The sequence below is a fragment of the Paenibacillus sepulcri genome, assembly GCF_042647105.1.
In the GTDB taxonomy this organism is placed as follows: Bacteria; Bacillota; Bacilli; order Paenibacillales; family Paenibacillaceae; genus Paenibacillus_Z; species Paenibacillus_Z sepulcri.
On the sequence record NZ_JBHRUP010000001.1, the window covers coordinates 2,474,670 to 2,493,018 of the forward strand.

An 18,349-nucleotide genomic window follows, 5' to 3' on the forward strand; every position below is an offset into this window, starting at 1 on the left:
AAACTTTACTTATAAACGCAGGATGACCCTTGTTTTTTCTGGTGTTGCGCTGTCTATTTTTGCGCGCACTGGCTTTGAAATATTGTACCATTACCTTTTCCCCATTTCCATCCTTTATCAAACCGCAGGGCAAACATTCGGTCGAATCTTCCAAGACTGCTGAGCGAATAAGCCGAACCGGGCGAGGCTGTACTGCATTATTTTTTGTAATTATGCTTTTGCATGCAAATCCTCCAGTTTGCTGAATTATGCTTCCTGTGGACAATAAAAAAAACGTATCCCATCCGCCGCTGCGGATCAGATACGTTTCACATGCCAGGTCATGCTCTTCATGTTCATGAAGTTTATGTTAATTAAAAACAACCGTTTTGTTCTGATGCACCAGGAGGCGGTCTTCGATATGCCACTTCACGGCACGGGCGAGCACAACGCGCTCAATCGTCCTGCCGATCCGCTTCAGATTGTCGACATCATCGCGGTGGCTGACCCGCTGCACGTCCTGCTCGATAATCGGTCCGCCATCAAGCTCCTCTGTCACATAATGCGCCGTAGCCCCGATAATTTTCACTCCGCGCTGATATGCTTGAGCATAAGGCTTCCCTCCGACAAACGCCGGCAGGAAGGAATGATGAATGTTAATAATCCGGTTCGGGAACTGCTCGATAAACTTCGGAGTAATAATTTGCATATAGCGTGCCAATACGATCAGATCAGCTTTGCCGACGACCGCTTCAAGCTGCTGTTTCTCAGCTTCCGCCTTCGTGTCTGCTTTTACAGGAATGTAATGATAGGGAATACCGAAGGACTTAACCAGCTCTCCCATGTCGGGGTGATTGCTGATAACCATCGCGATATCGGCTTCCAAATCGCCCGCCTGCCACTGCCAAAGCAGCTCCAGCAGACAATGGTCTTCCTTGGATACAAATACGGCAAGACGTTTCTTGCGGCTGGCGCGAAAAATCGACCATTTCATATCGAAGCGATCGGATACCCGGGCAAAATCCTCCTGCAGGACAGGAAGCTCACGCTCCAGGTCATGAAGGTCAAACTCAAAACGGATAAAAAACATTCCGCCGCCCGGATCCATGGAATACTGATCCGATTGAACGATATTTGCTCCGTGCTCGTATAAAAACTGGGAGACAGCAGCGACAATCCCCGACCGGTCCGGACATGAAATCAGCATTCTTGCCCGGTTCCGTTTGTCGGGACGGTCCGAGAACTGCTGGGGTTGATACGTGTTTGCCATAAAGTTGCAGACTTCCTTCCATCGCCTTTGATATTTAATGCCGCAAGATCTACTGCCTATGCCCTAAGCGTTCACAAGCAGCTCTTTGCCTGCAAACCATCCCGTAATGCGCTGGTTGATCGCTTCCTCCGACAGCTCGGGAAGAATACGGTTCTCCGCTACAAGCTGATACAACCGGTCCATCGGCTCCCGCGGATCAGCCTTCTTCGCTTTCGCATCATTTTTCAGCACATCCCAGGTTTGGAGCACAAAATCCCGGTGATCGATTTCCTGCTTGCCGAAGAAGTGGTGCAGACGCTCAACGTCGCCGAGAAACTCCTCCCCGAAACGTTCCTTGGTGTCTCCCCGCAGCAAAGCGATTTCCGCTTCGTACATAGGACGCTGCGTCTTGTCTTCCTGGCCGATCCACGGCGTCTCCAGAATGAAAGGCCGACCTTGCAGCTCCGAATGATGCACGATTCTGTTGATCGCTTCATAGCCGAGGAACCCCGCACCGACAGGAGCATGACGGTCCTTGCCCGCCCCGCGCCCGTTTTTGCTATCATTGACGTGAACAACGGCAACCCGGTCCAGCCCAACGATCCGGTCAAATTCGGAAAATACCGCGTCCGGATCGCCAATGAGATCATATCCGGCATCATGCATATGACAAGTATCCATGCAGACTGTCAGCCGATCATTCTCATGTACTTTTTCTATGATGCGTGCGAGCTCTTCAAAGCTGCGGCCGATTTCCGTTCCTTTGCCGGCCATAGTCTCAAGAGCGATATTGACGTTCGTTTCCTTGGTGCCGTCAAGCACCTCATTAAGTCCTTCGGCTATTCGGGCAATGCCGTAATCCGCATCCTTATCGGTGTATGCGCCGGGATGCAGCACGATGTTGCGGACGCCAATCTTGTCGGTGCGGCGGATCTCCTCCTGCAGAAAACGGACAGCCAGCTCGAACGTATCTTCTTTATAAGAACCCAGGTTAATAATATAAGGGGCATGAACGACAATCTCGTTAATGCCGGCTTCGTTCATCAAAGCCCTGCCTTCTTCAATATATAGATCTTCTATTGGCTTGCGTCTGGTGTTCTGCGGTGCTCCGGTATAGATCATGAAGGAGCTCGAACCGTATGAGATTGCCTCTCGCGCTGCGGTCAGCAGCCCTTTGTCAGAAAACGAAACATGGGACCCGATTTTCAACATAATTTATTCACTCGCTCCCTTCATCTATAACAGCCTCTATTACTAGCAGCCCGTCTATCAACTATGTTTGTCCCTCTCATTTTACAGGGAATAGAAAAATAAATCTAGGAGTCTGTCCACTCAGCCTTATTTTGCATATAAGCAGATTATTTCGTGCAGATCATTCCTTCCTATCCTATTGTTGCAGCCTGGGCGCGACGTGGATTATAATTAATTCAACTGCAGCCAAGGAACAATGAGGCCTTCTGCTTACAATGGCAGCTGCGCATCGGGTATAATAGCATGAAGAGGTGATCGGATATGGGCAACACGCCGAATTGGTTTATGTATTTTATCGTTTTCTGGGCGTTTGTCATGCTCGGATTTATGTCAATAGGCGGTTACTTTATGTTCCGTAAATTTTTGAAGGTTTTGCCCAAGCGTGACGGCAAATCCAAGCTTGATTGGCAGAACTATTGGGTCGACCGCAGCAGGGAAATGTGGCCGGAGGATTCAAAGACCTTTCTTGAGCGACTGGTTTCGCCTGTCCCCAAAGCCTTCCGCGACATCGCCAAACATTCCATTGCCGCAAAAATCGCACAGGTTGCCGTAGAAAGCGGAGCGTCTGAGGTCACACAGGGCCATTGCATCGAAGGCTATATCCGCGCCACGCCCAAACGTGATTACCGCAGCCTTGTCAGCTTTTTGGAGAAACAGGGGATCGATTATACACCTTACAAGCACTTGCTTAACAAATAAACAGGAGCCCCTCGCTTCCTGCCTATAAGCCAGTAAAACCGCAGCTTAAAGCCACCCACAGGTGGCTTTACCTGTATCCGCAGCAAGGCCTGTGTCAGATTGAAAGGAAACCTAATCGGGTATACATACGTTAAAGATAGCAGGAGGTGTTCTTCAATGAACCATACACAAATAAAACGAAGCAAAAACAAGAGAACGCTTTGGCTGATCGGTTGTGCAATTGCTCTTGCCGTTATGGCTGGCTGCAACAGCGGGGGAAACAATAATACGCAGGACAATGGCAACACTTCACTGCCGGCCAATACAGATGTGAACAACAATGGAAGTACAAACAGCAATAGCGGCATGGACAACAGTGGAAGCACGAATAACAATGGAAGCGTGACAGATCCCGGTACGGCTGTACCTGATTCAGGTTCAAATAATCCGGCACCGGACAATGCGAATTCCGGTTCTTCCGAATCCCCTGATAACGGAACGGAAGGGAGCGCAAATACAGACCCTGCCCAGGATACCGTGTTGAAGGGGGAGGGAGAGTATGTTGGTGAAGTGGACACCCATTCCGTGGAAATCAAGATGAATGATACGGCGACTGTCTTTCAAGTGGATGATGAGGTGTCCAAGCAGCTTACCAGCCTAAGCGATAATTCCAATGTTACTTATGAATACATCGAGAAGGATACAGATGTGGATGGAGAAATGGTCAAGCAATATTGGCTGAAAAGCATCAAGCAAAAATAACTGCACCCTTCAGGGGATAACAGAACAGGACGATAAATCAAACCATACTCATCATAAATTGTGCAAATGAAAATGGGGGCGCATGGGATGAAGGTTGCGGTGACCGGCGGGACCGGTTTTGTTGGAGGCAGGCTTGTCGATGCATTGCTTAACCGCGGGGATGAAGTAACCATCATCTCCCGAACAAGCTCCTTACGGCATGAACGAACGGGATTGAAGCAGATAACGTGGGAGGATCTCGCTAAATCCCCAGAGATTCTTGAGGGTATTGACGCGATTGTGAATTTGGCAGGCGAATCCATAAATCAGAAATGGACCGAATCAGCCAAGGTCCGAATTCTTCAATCCCGTCTCGATGCTGCTGAGCAAATCGAGAAGCTGGTTGCTTCTTTGCAGCAAAAGCCCGATGTTGTCGTCAATGCATCCGGTATATCGATATATGGCACTTCAACAGATAAAATATTCGATGAAGAGAGTCCAATCAACGTAAACGACTTTCTCTCGGCCGTTTCGCAGAAGTGGGAAGCCGCAGCAGACCGCATCAATATCTCCCGTCTGGTCAAAGTAAGAGTAGGCGTAGTGCTCGCCAGCGACGATGGTGCTTTCCCTAAAATGCTGATGCCTTACCGCCTGTTTGCCGGAGGTAAAATCGGTACCGGAAAGCAGTGGCTGTCCTGGATACATATTGAGGATATGGTTCGACTCCTTCTATTCTGCATCGATAACAGCCAAATCAAAGGTCCCATTAACGCGAGCGCTCCCGAGCCTGTAACCAATGACCGGTTCGGCCGTGCACTGGGGGCTGCTTTCCACAAGCCGCATTGGTTCCCGGTCCCCGGCTTCATGATGAAATTAATGTTCGGCGAGCTGTCGACGCTGCTTCTGGAGGGGCAGCGGGCTGTCCCGGGCAAAGCGTTGAATAATGGTTTTGAATTTCATTATCCCACCATAAAAAGCGCAATGGAAAATATCGCTGTGCATAATGGATAAGTAGCTTAAAGTAGAAACCTTGTTATAGAATAGCATAACGGATTATTCGGCCCGAAATTTATATTTCGGGCCTTTGTCGCCTGCAAGCTGTAAAATGTCGCCATGTTGGAGCTGGTAAATTTTATATGGAATCATGCTGTCTCCGTTCAGCGTGCTTCCATTCCTCGATCCGACGTCCTGGACTGTCCATGCTTCTCCTGCTGCCATCAGCTCCACATGCGAGCGGGAAATTCCTGATGAGGCATCCACATAATGCGCCGCTTCGGCTGATCGGCCAATGACAAAACGCTCGGCCACCATGGACACCTTGTCCATCTTGCCATCCGCTTCTCTTTCCAGCCATGGAGCAACCAGCTGTCGCTCCTGGGCTGCGGCAGCGTCACCTCCTAGCAGCACGGTTATATCCTGTTGAACCTCCATATTTTGCGTGGGCCCGGACCCTTCCTGGGAGGGAACAGTAAAAGAAGGCGATGGGGCTGCCTTTCCCCGTCCTGCATCCGAATCGTTAATAGATTGTTGGTTTGAGCGATGATAATCAAATCCTTGTGGTGAATGATTCATTGCGGATGCATCTGAAAAGACATCCGGGACTGCCATGGATGGTCCGGAAGGAACAGGGGGGCGACCCTGTGCGAATGCCAATGCCTGCGCTTTGAGACCTGACAGACGGGTTGACCAGGAGCTCATCACGGCTGGAAGCTCATGATTCATCGTAACGCTGCCACGATTTAATAACGATGAATCTGGTACAAACCCCTCTTCATCGTCGGACCATTTGCCCACGCTCTCCCCCTCAAGATCAGAATCCTCACTACCGCCGACTTTCCGTTTATAGAACAGCATCCCAGCTCCCACCATTAAAGTGAGTCCCAAACTGATCAACAGACTGGTCCGTGTAGGCGAAGCCATATACAGATATCGCCATATCAAGGCGGCAGCCAGAATAAACAGGCAGCCCAGGATCCATTTCGGTCTCGAAGAGCCGGCATCCGCTTCATCCCTCGCCTCCTCATCGTCAAGCTGCAAGAATGGCAGCTCTCCTCCCTCTGGAAGTGCTGAAAATCTCCCGTCTCCGGCTTTTTTTCCTGCAGCTGCTTCAACCTTCGGTGCCAGAGGTTCAGCTCTGCTTCGCGATATCGTCTCTTCCTGCACCGTTATGCCAGGCTCACTGAGAACAGGCTGCAGCAGGCTGTTCGGCTGTCCGGGAATAACCCTGCCCTTATTCAATTGAATCGATTCGGCAGGAGGAGGTACAGGTACTCTGTCCCGGACACCAAGGTGATGATCCTGAACCAAGGTCAGCAAGGTTTGTCTTAGTGCTCCCCAGGAAATATACTCACCCTTCAAATGCTGGAATACCCGCTGCAGCCCGATGCCATCCGGTTGATCAATATGCGCGATCCAGCGCACAGCCATCGCAAGCATAGCTTCACCCGCTGGGGGAAGAACCCCTTCCCCGCTCAGAGGGATATATGCGAGGCCGATATCCTGCCAACGCTCACCCACAAAGAGATACTGCTCATGCAGCATAAATCCGGCAGGCCTGAGCATATAATGCTGGCAATCATCGATTGCCTCCACGATCGCCAGCAGCAGCAAGTAGAAATCCCCCATCGTTAGCGTATGCGATTGCAGCTTATGCATGAGCATTCGTTTTCCGTTCAACGGATAGCGAAAGCTGACTCTCCCGTCGATATCAATCCATTCCACATCAAGCAGCTTAGGGATTTTTTGCGCCTGCAGCATATGAATTTCAATCTCATCCAACATCTCGCGGGTTATGCCCGATTCCCGGTCAACGATCATCTCGTGGCCGTGATTCATCGAAAAATCGATGCGAAAAGCTTCTAATCCCATCCTGCATTCCTCCTTCCTCTACAAACCAATGATTAACCAGAAGGTCAAAGCCCCGGGAGCAACCGCCAGCATAAATGGAAAACGCAAACCCTCCGCAGCCAATTCCTTGAACGACTCCCGCTTGCTCCATACGTTCGGAACAAGCAGAGAATACAGCCATGCTTTCATGCGTCTTCCGAGTTTGCTGTGAAAGAACAATAACACAGCACCAGCTGCACCAGCATATAAGATGGCGTACATCATGACCTGAACAACCGCCGCAGCGCCAATCCATGCGCCAAGCGCCCCGAACAGCTTTACATCTCCAGCTCCAATTCCCTTGAGCGCATATATGGCGAGCAGCGGCAGGAAACCCGCCAAAGCACCCAGCAACGAATGGTAACCGCCATTGATGCCGCCGGCGAACAGATGATAGCAGCAGCCAGCGACAAAAAAAGATGCCGTAAGCACATTTGGAATTCGCATTGCCCTGATGTCGCTAATGAAGGCTGCTAACAGCAGCAGCGCAGCGGCAGCGCCGGAAATCCATGATTCCATAACGGCAATCCCCCCTCTGTAGGGGAATGGTTACCCCGTTCTCTTCTGTACCACAAAATGTCTGGTAACCTTCGTACCATCATTAGCCGTAACCGTCAACTCCCATACGCCAGGTGTTGTATTGCCCGAAACCAGCCACTGCCAGACCACTTTACCTTCACCATCTGCCGTGGCTGCCCCCAAATGCTTCGCCTGGCTCCGCCCGCTCTTATAATCGATAACCAGATCAAGTGTCCGACCGGGATCTGTCTGAACGACCAGGCTCGCCTGACGCCCTGGTCTGAGAGGATCAGGTTCAATGGACACAATCTGGATCAGAGCCTCTGCTGTCTCCCCACCCTCTGCATCTCCACGCGGAGCCTGAATAGCATCGCTGACCCATACACGCTCCTCAGCCTGATCCTTAAGAACAATCGTTTTTTGGGTGAATGGAAAACCGAGCTTGAATGTATATTCCGCTTCGATCCGAAGATAAGGTTCGGCGCGATCTTCCAGATCCGGAAGTGAAAGGAGGCTCAGCTTAAGCTGGTCCGGCTCAAGAATCGACTGATCCGCCTCTTGCCGCAGCATCGGTTCTATTACTGCACGCGCCAGTTCGGTCGTTGCGGCATCCTGTACAGGCTTCCAATCTCCCGTCAACATCGCCGTCATCAACAAACCGGCAGGGGCAGGAAGCCAGTCCTCCAGCTTTTCAGCAACAAGGGGTATACCTGGAAGAGGCGGCTGAAATGCAGACGGTGAAGAAGGTTCGGATGAAAGCAGTTGCTCCGAGAGATAATGGGAAGCAAGCTCAACCGGACGGATATTGGCAGCCGCCTGCCGGACCGTCTGCGATGCCGCACCATGAAGAGCCATCTGCACCGAACATAAACGGATCAGACAAATGAAGAAAATAATGACCATAAGCACAATCGGCATGATAAGCGCTGCTTCAAGCGCAATGCTTCCCGATTCGCCCTGACGTCTACTGGTACGACCAGCCGATCGTTTTTGTCGCTTCATAGCGGCTGCCCTTCACCTTTCCATTCAAAATACCGGATGCCGTAAAGCTTTTCAGCAGCCCCGGCAAAAACCACAGATTAACCGAAGCGGTCAGCTCACCGGATACGCCCGTTGAGGTTCCGGACAGCGTGATTCCTGTATTCTGCTCGATAACTGCGATCGTCCGCGCTGTCCGCTTGTCACTGCTCCCATGCACCAGCAGAAATACCCGCAAATAATCAGGATAGGTTAAATCCGTGGAAACATATTTGGACAAGGGGGTCTTCCCTTCCTTGGCCAGCATCATCATATCCCCGATGGATTTCTCCAAGCCATAAAGTAAAGCCCCGGCAAGCACAAGCAGGGGATGCCCCAAACCTCTGCTTTCGACCAGGCCCTCCATGGTCCTGATTGCAAGCCGAAAAGCAAATATTTCACCGTATGCAGCGGCAATATTGGCAGCAGGATCGTGAAACCCGTACAATATATATTCCACCTCCTGATTGTCCAGGCTCAGGGAATCTGAAAATTCGCTTCCGCCTCCGCTTGTCATAATAGACTCAAAATGCTTCGGATCATAAGCATGGAAGCGGTGAACGATATATTCGTTCATATACAAGGGATCGCGAATGCCTGTCAGCATGTCGGCCATCCCCGAGAATATCGAACCCATGCCGTCCATGGAGGATGCTGCAGCATCATAAGGATCAAGCTGTTCAGCCTCCGGCAGCTCATTGTCTCCAGTCAGCTCATTAAAGTGAAGATTGGCTTCGAAACGCTGTTTGACTTCATCGAAAGCTTTTTGATTTTCCGAATTTGCGGAAGCGCTCATCCCACTCATCCAGCCGCGAACCTCGCTCCACTTGGATTTGGCCTGTTCTTCCTTCTGCTTCCGCTGTTCGTCTGATGACTGGCGCCCATTCATCTCATTGGCCCTGGCGCTGATAATTGCAGCCGGCCTAATATAGTTGGCCGTATAATGATTGAATTCATTTTGCAGTCCACCCGCGCTGGCAGACATTAATGAGCTTGAACCTGGGTTTGAGAGAGCCATCGATACAGCGCTTTGAAATTCCGCTGTCCCGTCATCAAATGCAGCAAAACCCGCCGTCTGTGCGGATAATTCCCCCTTGTATGCAGTAAACCAATCATCGGAGAGAAGCATATCCTCGGAACTCTGTCTAGCCTGCTGCAGCTGCGAAATATTCGCCGAAGCATCAGACGCCGGCTGATCATCCGTTTGCTCGCCGTCTATCCGGTCATAACCGCTGCTGTCCTGATTTTCCTGCAGCTGTTGAATAACCGTCCTCATCTCATTATTGCAGCGCCGGGCTTCCTCCAATTCCTGCGAAGCTTTCAGCTCAAGCTCCCGATGCCGCGCCAACGCTTTATGGCTTGCTTCTAATAATTCATTGGAGGCAGTTCTCGCCGAAAAAGCATAAGAGCTTATTTCCATCGCATACATGGGTCTCTCCCCTTCAGGGAGTGCAGAATCATGGGCAATCCAGCCGAGATATGAGCTATAACCGGATATAATATTTGCAGCCGTTCCCCCTGACGAGCCCGAACCGCCCGCCGGAAAGAAAGCAGCGATCCCCTCTTCCGCAGATTGAGCCGATTTTCGCTGCAGCTCCAATGCTTCCCGCAGATGCTTTTCCCGCTCGTCATACAGCTTGCGAACTTCTTCGAGCACCTCAACGGAAGCCGCAGCTTCCTTCATCGCCCCGGCCAAAGGAGCGAATTTGGAGACCACTTCGAGTGTAAAATCAATTGGAGCTTTATATTTCATCTCTTCCAGCACCTGCCGCTTAAAAACCTCATGCGTACCAAGAACCTCATAGCTGTTCACATGTGAGTTCTCTGATTGTATACGCAGCATTTGAAAAGCATTATGATCACCCATCCAGTTGTTCTGCGTGACATGCTGAAATATTTCATTCCGGTCCGTTCCGCCGGCGCCAAACAAGCCATACTTCTCATACAACGGGCCATCATATGCAGACAGCGCAGAGCGGACGCCGGATTGTGCCGCAACCTCCAGCTGCTTCTGAAACGCGGCGATCCGCGCATAATCAATAAGCAGTGATGTCAGCAGCAGAATACCTGTAGTGGCAACGATAAGATAAATCGAAACTGCACCATCCTCGCTATTTATAAATCCTCTCCGGCGCTCGCCTTGCTGATCATAATGCTTATATCCTCTGACGATCATCCCCTCCATTCGCAGCCTTTTTCCAAATCGGCTCCCTTCTACTTTTTCATCAGGGAACGTTTCTCAAGCACCTTCGAGGCTTGCTTTCGCTTGGAATCGGCGTCAGGCGCATTTCCGAATTTTGCTGTATAATACCTCACCAGATCGATGTTCCGAATCAGCTCTACAGGATCAACAACAGCAGCTTCGCTGACGGCTCTGGGCTCGGAATGCCCCAGCATAGTTTCCAAAGGCCCAATGGACAAAGGCTGCCTCAGCTTGACTCCGATTCGTTTCTGGAGCAGTCCGTAGGAGTAGCTCATTTCGCCCTCGAAGGGCTGCGGAATCCTCTGTGCGATCTTGCCCATTTTAGCTGCCGGAAGTGCGGAGGGAGTCTCGTCCACACTTTCATCCTGACCGCTGACGACGTCGCCACCTATAGCCACAACAAATTCACCGCTCCCGCTGCTCTCTCCAAAACCGAAGAGCGATTGCAGAGCGCCATTATCGGACATCCGCCAATAGAGACCATCATAATGACCTGTCTGCCCCATGCCGCTCAACGGGTCACGATAGCTGTTATCCCAACGGAATGCGGCCCGCTCCGCAGAGACCGAGGCGGCATCATAAAGAACGACCTTCTGGTACATATACATGCTCAGCATTATGAGAGTGAGGAGAGCGAAAAAGATAGCCGGAAGCACCATGGATGACTCCAAAGTGAAACTCCCCTCCTCCCCTTTAAGCCAACGCTGAAGCCGGCTATTCATTAAAAATTTCGTTGGCTTTGTTATCCGCTTCGCCCATGAGATTCTGCAGCAAGCCGATAATCCAATCCTTGAATAAAAGCGCCAGAATAATAATTACAGCAATAATAAGCACGATTTCCAGTGTGCCGATACCGTCATCGTCACTCCAAAATTTACGAAGACCGTTCATTTGTTTTTCCATATTCAAGCTCTCCTTTTTGTCGCTGCGGATATTCGCACTTATAATGAATTTATGTGTTTGCCGGCCATTGAACGCAAGTGCCGTATCGGCAGACTCTACCCGCCCATCAGCATAATAGCCGGTGAGGCAACGAGCACCATTAGAATAAGAAATATTCCTACAAGAGGAAAAACCAGCTTCGAGGATGCCTCTTCGCCCATGGATCTGGCAACGGCCTTGCGCTTGTCCCATAAAGTATACGACAGCTCCTTGAGCGATAGAGAAAGCTTGTCTCCACCGCGGCGGTAATTGAGCAGCAGCGTCGTGGTGAACAACGATACCTCCTGCACCGCGCAGCGTCTGCTGAAGGCTTCCATTGCGGCTGCGAAGGACTCGCCATTGCGGATGCCTTCATTGGCCCGGCGTAGCTCTTCGAGCAACACGCTCGACTGCTTGCCATCCTTCCGCAGAGTGCATCGCAGAAGCGCCCGCTGAACCGTTTCTCCCGCTCCCAGCAACAGCATGAGCTTGCTCAGCACTTCAGGAAGCATCAGCAGGATCTCCTGCTTGCGCCGCTCAACTTTCTTCCCCGCGTCCCTCCATCTGGCTGCCGGAATCCCTAACCCAAGCAAACCTCCGACAAGCAGCAGGGTGTTCTCCCCGCTGAGCCAGCTGAGCCAGCAGCTGGCGACAATGGCCAGGTAGCCGATTCCCACTGAAAAAGCAACAAACTGCCTTGTCGACTCGATTGTCCAGCTTGTTCCGCCCAGAATAAGCAGTTTTCCATGCAAACCTGCCAGCAGCGTCTGTATGCGATCCCAAACGCCGGACCTGTCCAGCAGAAAATAAAACGGCTTGATCACTATTTTTCGATTATTCTGTGTATCCAGCAACGATTGGCCGGTCAATGAGGCCGCGTAATGCTTGTCTTTTTTCCCCGCCATAATGAAGGCCCAGGCCCACACGAAGGTCAAAGCCGCTCCAAGCAGCAGGCTCATGTTTTTCCCGCCTTTCTCCTTACATCCGGATATCCATAATTTTAGTCATAATCCAGTAGCACAGAAGCAATAACAGAAGAGAAACCGTCAGCAGCACATAGCCGATTCCTCCATAAAGAGGTTCCATATAGTCGGGAGCACTGAATCCAAGGAACGCCAGGAATACGAATGGAACTGCCATCATAATCCGGGATTCATAACGTTTCTGTGCAAGCATAACCGTTATATCCTGTTGAATATCCAGCTTCTCTCCAATGGTTTGCGATGTCCTGCGGATCACTTCAACCAAATCTCCGCCTGAACGCTTGCAGGTTGCGAACACATCAACAAACTGGGCGATATCATCGATTCCAGCCCTCTGACTCAAATCTTCCAGTGCATGCTCAAGAGGCTCCCCATAGGCCATGCGGGTTCGGATAATTTCAAATTCGACCAACACCTCGGTATCGGGATCCGGGTAAAGCAGTTTCAGGTCATCCAGAGCAGTAACAAATGCGTTCTCCACGGAGCGCCCTGCAGCAAGTGAGGAGGTAACGGAATACAACGCCTCTTTGAACTGAAGAGTTAATCTCACCCTTCTCCTGACCAGGAGGCTCTTGCGGTTGATCCGTGGAGCGATCAAGCCGGCCAAAGATAGAATAAGCGCGACAATTACAGAGCGGTAGAAAAGATAGGCCGCGGCAAACATTAAAGCCCATCCGACAGCCGCGGCGAGAATGAACTGGCGTCTGCTCAGATGGTATACCGAATAATCCGGCAAACCGTTAATGCTCTGAACCTTACGGACCGAGTCAGCATCCAGAGGCCAGCCAAGCCATTCCAACCAGCCCTCATTGTTCTTCCTGATTTTCCGCTTCATCCCACCTCCTCCCTGATTGCATCCTCTAGACCTGCCATCTGGAGCTTCCATCTTCGCTTCAGCCGATTGCCGGTAGGCTTCAAGGCGCCGATTACCCGCCCGGCTGTCTCCCCCTCCTCCTCGAAACGGTAAAGCGACTGAAGCGACACTTCCCCATTCTGAACGCCGGTAATTTCACAGATCTCCGTCACGCGGCGCGTACGGTCGCGCAGGCGGGACAAATGGACGATAATGTCGATGGCCGAGCCGATCTGCTGACGGATAACCGTAATAGGCAGATCGGCTCCACTGAGCACCATCGTCTCCAGTCTGGCCATCATGTCGCGGGCGCTGTTGGAATGCCCGGTTGATAAGCTCCCATCATGTCCGGTATTCATCGCCTGCAGCATATCGATGGATTCCCCGCCGCGGACCTCGCCGATGATGATGCGGTTGGGCCGCATCCTCAGCGATGCCTTGATCAGCTCGCGCATGCTGATCTCGCCTTTGCCCTCGGTATTGGCATTGCGAGTCTCCAGCGAGACCAGATTGGGTATCGAGGCAATTTGGAGTTCTGCTGAATCCTCGATTGTAACGATTCGCTCATCAGCGGGAATAAACTGGGACAAGGCGTTTAGGAAGGTGGTTTTGCCCGATCCCGTTCCCCCGCTGATAAAAATATTGTATTTGGCGGCGACGAGCTTGCGCAGCATAGCCGCAGCTTCTTCCGTGAGCGCCCCGAGCGCAATCAAATCATTCATGTGAAGCGGCTGCTCCGGGAATTTGCGGATCGTCATCGTCGGCCCCTTCAAGGCAACAGGCGGAAGCACAACGTGGACACGCGACCCATCCTTCAATCGGGCATCAACAATGGGAGAAGACTCATTAACGACACGGTTGACTCCGGCCACTACCGCCTGAATCAGATCCTCCAGCCGCTCGCGGCTTTCGAAGGACTGCGGAAGCCGCGTCAGCTTGCCGGCACGCTCTATGAACATCTCCTCATGGCTGTTGATCATAATCTCCGTTACCGTCGGGTCATCCATCAGCGGCTGAAGCAGATCAAGCCCCCGGAATGCGTGGAACAGGCGGCGGACCAACTGCACCTTCTCGCTTGCAGTCAAGGGATGCTCGCGGGACCATTGAAAAACAGTCCGTTCAATCATTCCCATGAAATCCGCATCGGATATCGCATTATCCATGTCAAGCTGGCCGCGTATCTTAGCTTTTAGCTTCAGTACGATTTCCTCTTGCATCTTCCCCTCCCCTTTCCAAAATAGCCAGTCGGACCAGCAGCGCTTCAACAGCGCCCCGGTACAGGGGTGAGCTGCTGCCATCCGCCCCCTTATGCTCGTTCATCCATTCCGTCACAAAAGGCAGCGCCCCCTCCAGACGGAGCTTCAATGCCTCCTCGCAGATGGAATCATTATTCCAGAAACGGGCGTTAACAAATTTGAACTTTCGCCTGTAAGCCAAAAATTCATCTCTCCATTTCTGCTCGCCGTAGCGCAGGGCAAGCTGTGTTTTGCGGAGCACTCCCGCGTCCCCGGTTACCAGCCAAAGGGTATGATCTGCAGCCTGAAGCACCGCATGATGAAGCTCTTCCAATCTGCTGTCCAAATCAACGATGACCAGATCGTATTGCCGGGAACCGGCGATTGTATTGATTAACAGCCTTGTCTGATCCCCGTTTAACGACAGGAGCTCCCCGGCGTTTCCGCCCGGTGCAAAATAATCCATCTGGAGCGTAGGATGGCGTTTGCGCAGCTCCGGTAATCGAAGTGACGATTGCTCCGGCTGGGCCTGCAGGGTGTAAAGCATTTGCGAGAAATCCTCCGGACCGTCATCTCCCAGCCACAGCGACGTCGCATTCCACTGTTCCAGATTCAAATAAAAAACACGTGCACCGCGGACTCCCGCCTGCTGGGCAAGCTGAATCGCAAGTGTCGTCTTGCCCACTCCTCCGGCCGCCGAATAGACGGCAATCACAGGCGCATTCGCTCCCCCCTGCCGAACTCCCGTATGCATGCCTGCTGCGGCATGGACAGCGGACATAGCCTGCAGCAGCTGCGGCAGAGGCTGGTATTGCAGCACCTCCGTGCCTTGCGGATATTGCCCTCTTTGGTCGATAAGCGCTGCAACCGGTACGCCAATTGGCGGCTCGCCCATCTCTTCAAGAATGGATGGCTGGGCTGCAATCAGATCCACAGCATAGCCCCCGCGAATAAAATGCCGCAGAGCAGCCGGATTTGTAAAAGCTGTCAGCTGCCATTCCTCTCCGAACGGGGAATGACGGATATACTCGGCTAAGCGCTCGATATAGCCCGATTCCTTGACGGCCACGATCAAACTTCGTTTGTTCACGCTGTGTCTCCCCTCCCTGCTTTGCCTGATAAAGAGTCTGAAAAACACAAAAAAGCACCATAACAACGCAGATAAACTGCGCAATTACGGTGCTTCCGTATCGAACTATGAATGACCACAATTTACCACGACATCCTGCATATCGTCAACCCCCAAATTAACAAGATGAATTTGACCCGGGGTTGGGATTATGGAAGCTTCACCAACCTAGTGAACCGTGCCCTCCACCGGATAGCTATCAATCTCATCAATATTAAATCTTGGGATATCAGGCTCCTCTGCGTCTCCGAAAAACAAAGCGATTTCCCGGCCGGCACTTTCAGCGGAGTCCGAACCATGGATAATATTCTCCGAAACCTCAAGCGCAAAATCCCCTCGTATCGTTCCTGGCGCGGCGTTTGCCGGATTGGTCTGGCCGATGAGAAGACGGGCGCCAGCTATTGCATTCGGCCCTTCCCACACCATCGCACACACCTTTCCCGACGTCAGAAAGCTGACCAGTTCCCCGAAAAAGGGTCTCTCGCGGTGCTCCCCGTAATGCTGCTCCGCCAGCTCGCGATCAATCATCATCAGCTTCAGATCCTGGAGCTTAAAGCCCTTTTGCTCAAAACGTGTAAGGATCGGACCGACTAATCCCCGCCTTACCCCATCCGGCTTAACCATAACAAATGTGCGTTCCATGCGGCTTATCTCCTTTGAGTATCGGCTCGGCGGCGCAGCAGTGTATGCCGCACCGCCACATCTTTATAAGTCTTTCCATAATCCGCCAATATCCATTCATCGGGAGAGAATACATCCACAGCCGCAGGAAAACAGCCTATTTATTCTTTAAATCTTCCGTCAGTTCCAAAAAAGTTCGTACATCCTCTGTGGTCAGGGCAACCGCCGCGCGCCAGAATTCCGGCTCATCGAGGCGTACGCCCAAATGCTTCTGCGCAAGCTCCTCCACCGTCATCAGGCCCGTATCCCTAAGCAATGCCACATAACGTCCAGCAAATGCAGGTCCCTCCTGCCTGGCCTGCGCATAAATACCGCTGCTGAACAGATAACCGAAGGTATAAGGGAAATTGTAAAAAGGCACATCCGTCAAATAAAAGTGCAGCTTGGATGCCCAGAAATGCGGATGAGCCTCGCCGAGAATGCCGCTGTAGGCTTCGCGCTGCGCTTCCTCCATCAGTTTGCAGAGCTGCTCATGATCAACCATTCCCTCTTTGCGCATCTGGTAAAAACGGGTTTCGAAGAGGAAGCGGGCATGAATATTCATAAAAAATGCCGTCGACCGTTGAAGCTTATCCTCGAGCAGAGCCAGCTTCTCTTCGGGATCCTCCGCCGCCTGCATGGCCGAATCGGACACGATCAGCTCGGCAAAGGTGGATGCTGTCTCCGCCACATTCATAGCATATTCCTGGGCAAAGGGAGGCATATCATTCATCACATGCTGGTGATAGGCATGGCCCAGCTCATGGGCAAGCGTGGAAATATTGGATGCCGTGCCGGAATACGTCATAAAGATCCGGGTCTGTTCGCTTTTCGGAAAGGCCGTACAGAAACCGCCGGGCCGCTTGCCCGGACGATCCTCCGCTTCGATCCAGCCGTCGCGGAAGGCCATCTCCGAGAAATCGGACAAATCCGGACTGAACGCGCGGAACTGCTCCAGAATGAACGCCGCTCCTTCATCGTAGGAGACCGTCCGTGTGGCGGATCCAATCGGCGCGTCTACATCATGCCAGTCGAGCTTGGCGACGCCAAGCAGCTCCGCTTTGCGCTCCAGGTAGCGGACAAGCTCGGGTTTGCCTTCATTAACGGCTGCCCACATGGCGTCCAGCGTCTTCTCGCTCATCCGGTTCATGGACAAGGGCTCCTTAAGCACCGAATCCCAGCCACGTCTGCCATACAGCTTGAGCCGGAATCCGGCGATCCGGTTAAGCGTCTCCGCGCTCAGCTCAGCCTGTTCTCCCCATACTCGTTCCCATTCGGCGAAGGAAGCCTCACGTATCGCTCTGTCCCCGCTGGAGAGACGGTTGTGCATTTGTCCTGCCGAGAGGGATTTCACTGTTCCATCCTTCTCCACGGCTTCAAACCGCGCGCGGGATACGATCGTGTTGTAGAAATCGCCCCACCCGTGATAACCGTCAACCGCAAGCTCTCCGGCCAGCGCCTCCAGACTCGGCGGAAGCTTCTCTTTTGCCGCGCTGCGGCGCTCATTCAAGGTAAAGGCAAGCGGGCTTATATCCTCTTGTTTCAACCAGCTCTGCCACTCGGTCTCATCTGTCAATCGCAGCTGCTCGTCATAATCGGTGAGCGCTGCATTGAATTTGGAGGCCAGTGTTTTCACCCGGTCGCTAAGTCCGCTTGCCGCCATGTCCTTCACCTGCTGCGCCATCAGGCAGGAGACGAAAGATTCCGACTGGCGGAGCCTGAGCAGGATGGACTGAATGCGCTGCGTCCAATCCGAAAGCTGCCCCAGGGAAGCAGTCGATGCAGGCTCGCCCTGCCCCCCGGCTGCAGACGATTGCAGCCCTGCAGCCAACGCATCAATATCCGACCCGATGCCTTTTAATTCCGCTGCGAAATCCTCCGACTTTGAGCCTCCTTCGTACAGAACGTCCAGATTCCAACTTTGTGGATACACTTGCTCCATTGCCGCATTCCTCCTCCAAACTGATAATTGCCCTATCTTTTGCTCTCGCGTTGCGATTTCCACGTCATCGGTGTATAACTGAATTATAACGAAAGCTTGACCC

Annotated in this window: 17 protein-coding genes; 3 read left to right on the top strand and 14 right to left on the bottom strand. The window is 52.1% G+C overall.

The window, feature by feature from the left end; all coding sequences use genetic code 11:
• Nucleotides 1-349: 349 nt before the first annotated feature.
• Entirely contained in the window at nucleotides 350-1,249 is a 900-nt protein-coding gene (gene purU / locus ACFOLF_RS10975; RefSeq protein ID WP_210038201.1) for a formyltetrahydrofolate deformylase, read from the bottom strand.
• Nucleotides 1,250-1,312: 63 nt separating this feature from the next.
• The gene (locus ACFOLF_RS10980; RefSeq protein WP_210038200.1) at nucleotides 1,313-2,440 is read right to left on the bottom strand and encodes a deoxyribonuclease IV; all 1,128 of its coding nucleotides are present in this window, start codon (nucleotides 2,438-2,440) and stop codon (nucleotides 1,313-1,315) included.
• 300 nt (nucleotides 2,441-2,740) lie between these two features.
• Here ACFOLF_RS10980 and ACFOLF_RS10985 point away from each other — a divergent pair, with 300 nt between their 5' ends.
• The 3 genes from ACFOLF_RS10985 (at nucleotide 2,741) to ACFOLF_RS10995 (ending at nucleotide 4,909) form a co-directional block, all read left to right on the top strand.
• Nucleotides 2,741-3,178 carry a DUF2621 domain-containing protein gene (locus tag ACFOLF_RS10985; protein WP_210038199.1) on the top strand — a complete coding sequence of 146 codons (438 nt, stop codon included), beginning with the start codon at nucleotides 2,741-2,743 and terminating at the stop codon, nucleotides 3,176-3,178.
• A gap of 156 nt (nucleotides 3,179-3,334) precedes the next feature.
• The gene (locus tag ACFOLF_RS10990) at nucleotides 3,335-3,919 is read left to right on the top strand and encodes a hypothetical protein (RefSeq protein ID WP_210038198.1); all 585 of its coding nucleotides are present in this window, start codon (nucleotides 3,335-3,337) and stop codon (nucleotides 3,917-3,919) included.
• Between the two features lie 87 nt (nucleotides 3,920-4,006).
• On the top strand, nucleotides 4,007-4,909 hold the full coding sequence (locus tag ACFOLF_RS10995) for a TIGR01777 family oxidoreductase (RefSeq protein WP_210038197.1): 903 nt from the start codon (nucleotides 4,007-4,009) through the stop codon (nucleotides 4,907-4,909).
• Between the two features lie 42 nt (nucleotides 4,910-4,951).
• Here the strand turns inward: ACFOLF_RS10995 and ACFOLF_RS11000 are convergent, their stop codons facing one another.
• From ACFOLF_RS11000 to ACFOLF_RS11055, 12 genes are all read right to left on the bottom strand, one after another.
• On the bottom strand, nucleotides 4,952-6,766 hold the full coding sequence (locus tag ACFOLF_RS11000; RefSeq protein WP_210038196.1) for a DUF6382 domain-containing protein: 1,815 nt from the start codon (nucleotides 6,764-6,766) through the stop codon (nucleotides 4,952-4,954).
• Between the two features lie 18 nt (nucleotides 6,767-6,784).
• On the bottom strand, nucleotides 6,785-7,303 hold the full coding sequence (locus ACFOLF_RS11005; protein WP_210038195.1) for an A24 family peptidase: 519 nt from the start codon (nucleotides 7,301-7,303) through the stop codon (nucleotides 6,785-6,787).
• Nucleotides 7,304-7,333: 30 nt separating this feature from the next.
• A complete protein-coding gene (locus ACFOLF_RS11010) occupies nucleotides 7,334-8,305 on the bottom strand; it encodes a TadE/TadG family type IV pilus assembly protein (protein WP_210038194.1) in 972 nt (323 codons plus the stop codon).
• Nucleotides 8,268-10,505: a hypothetical protein gene (locus ACFOLF_RS11015; protein ID WP_379219447.1), complete on the bottom strand. Its 2,238-nt coding sequence runs from the start codon at nucleotides 10,503-10,505 to the stop codon at nucleotides 8,268-8,270. Before ACFOLF_RS11015 ends, ACFOLF_RS11010 begins: the two co-directional genes overlap by 38 nt.
• Nucleotides 10,506-10,534: 29 nt before the next feature.
• On the bottom strand, nucleotides 10,535-11,194 hold the full coding sequence (locus tag ACFOLF_RS11020; protein ID WP_210038192.1) for a pilus assembly protein: 660 nt from the start codon (nucleotides 11,192-11,194) through the stop codon (nucleotides 10,535-10,537).
• A 43-nt stretch (nucleotides 11,195-11,237) separates the two neighbouring features.
• Entirely contained in the window at nucleotides 11,238-11,426 is a 189-nt protein-coding gene (locus tag ACFOLF_RS11025; protein ID WP_210038191.1) for a Flp1 family type IVb pilin, read from the bottom strand.
• Between the two features lie 95 nt (nucleotides 11,427-11,521).
• A complete protein-coding gene (locus ACFOLF_RS11030) occupies nucleotides 11,522-12,403 on the bottom strand; it encodes a type II secretion system F family protein (RefSeq protein WP_210038190.1) in 882 nt (293 codons plus the stop codon).
• A gap of 19 nt (nucleotides 12,404-12,422) precedes the next feature.
• Nucleotides 12,423-13,262, bottom strand: a complete 840-nt coding sequence (locus ACFOLF_RS11035) for a type II secretion system F family protein (protein ID WP_210038189.1) — start codon at nucleotides 13,260-13,262, stop codon at nucleotides 12,423-12,425.
• Nucleotides 13,259-14,497 carry a CpaF family protein gene (locus ACFOLF_RS11040; protein WP_210038188.1) on the bottom strand — a complete coding sequence of 413 codons (1,239 nt, stop codon included), beginning with the start codon at nucleotides 14,495-14,497 and terminating at the stop codon, nucleotides 13,259-13,261. The genes ACFOLF_RS11035 and ACFOLF_RS11040 overlap by 4 nt, the downstream gene beginning before the upstream one ends.
• Nucleotides 14,463-15,605 (bottom strand): AAA family ATPase, encoded by a 1,143-nt coding sequence (locus ACFOLF_RS11045; protein WP_210038187.1) that lies wholly within the window; start codon nucleotides 15,603-15,605, stop codon nucleotides 14,463-14,465. The genes ACFOLF_RS11040 and ACFOLF_RS11045 overlap by 35 nt, the downstream gene beginning before the upstream one ends.
• Before the next feature lie 207 nt (nucleotides 15,606-15,812).
• Nucleotides 15,813-16,286, bottom strand: a complete 474-nt coding sequence (gene ndk / locus ACFOLF_RS11050) for a nucleoside-diphosphate kinase (RefSeq protein ID WP_210038186.1) — start codon at nucleotides 16,284-16,286, stop codon at nucleotides 15,813-15,815.
• A 136-nt stretch (nucleotides 16,287-16,422) separates the two neighbouring features.
• Nucleotides 16,423-18,246 (bottom strand): M3 family oligoendopeptidase, encoded by a 1,824-nt coding sequence (locus tag ACFOLF_RS11055; RefSeq protein WP_210038185.1) that lies wholly within the window; start codon nucleotides 18,244-18,246, stop codon nucleotides 16,423-16,425.
• Nucleotides 18,247-18,349 lie beyond the last annotated feature (103 nt).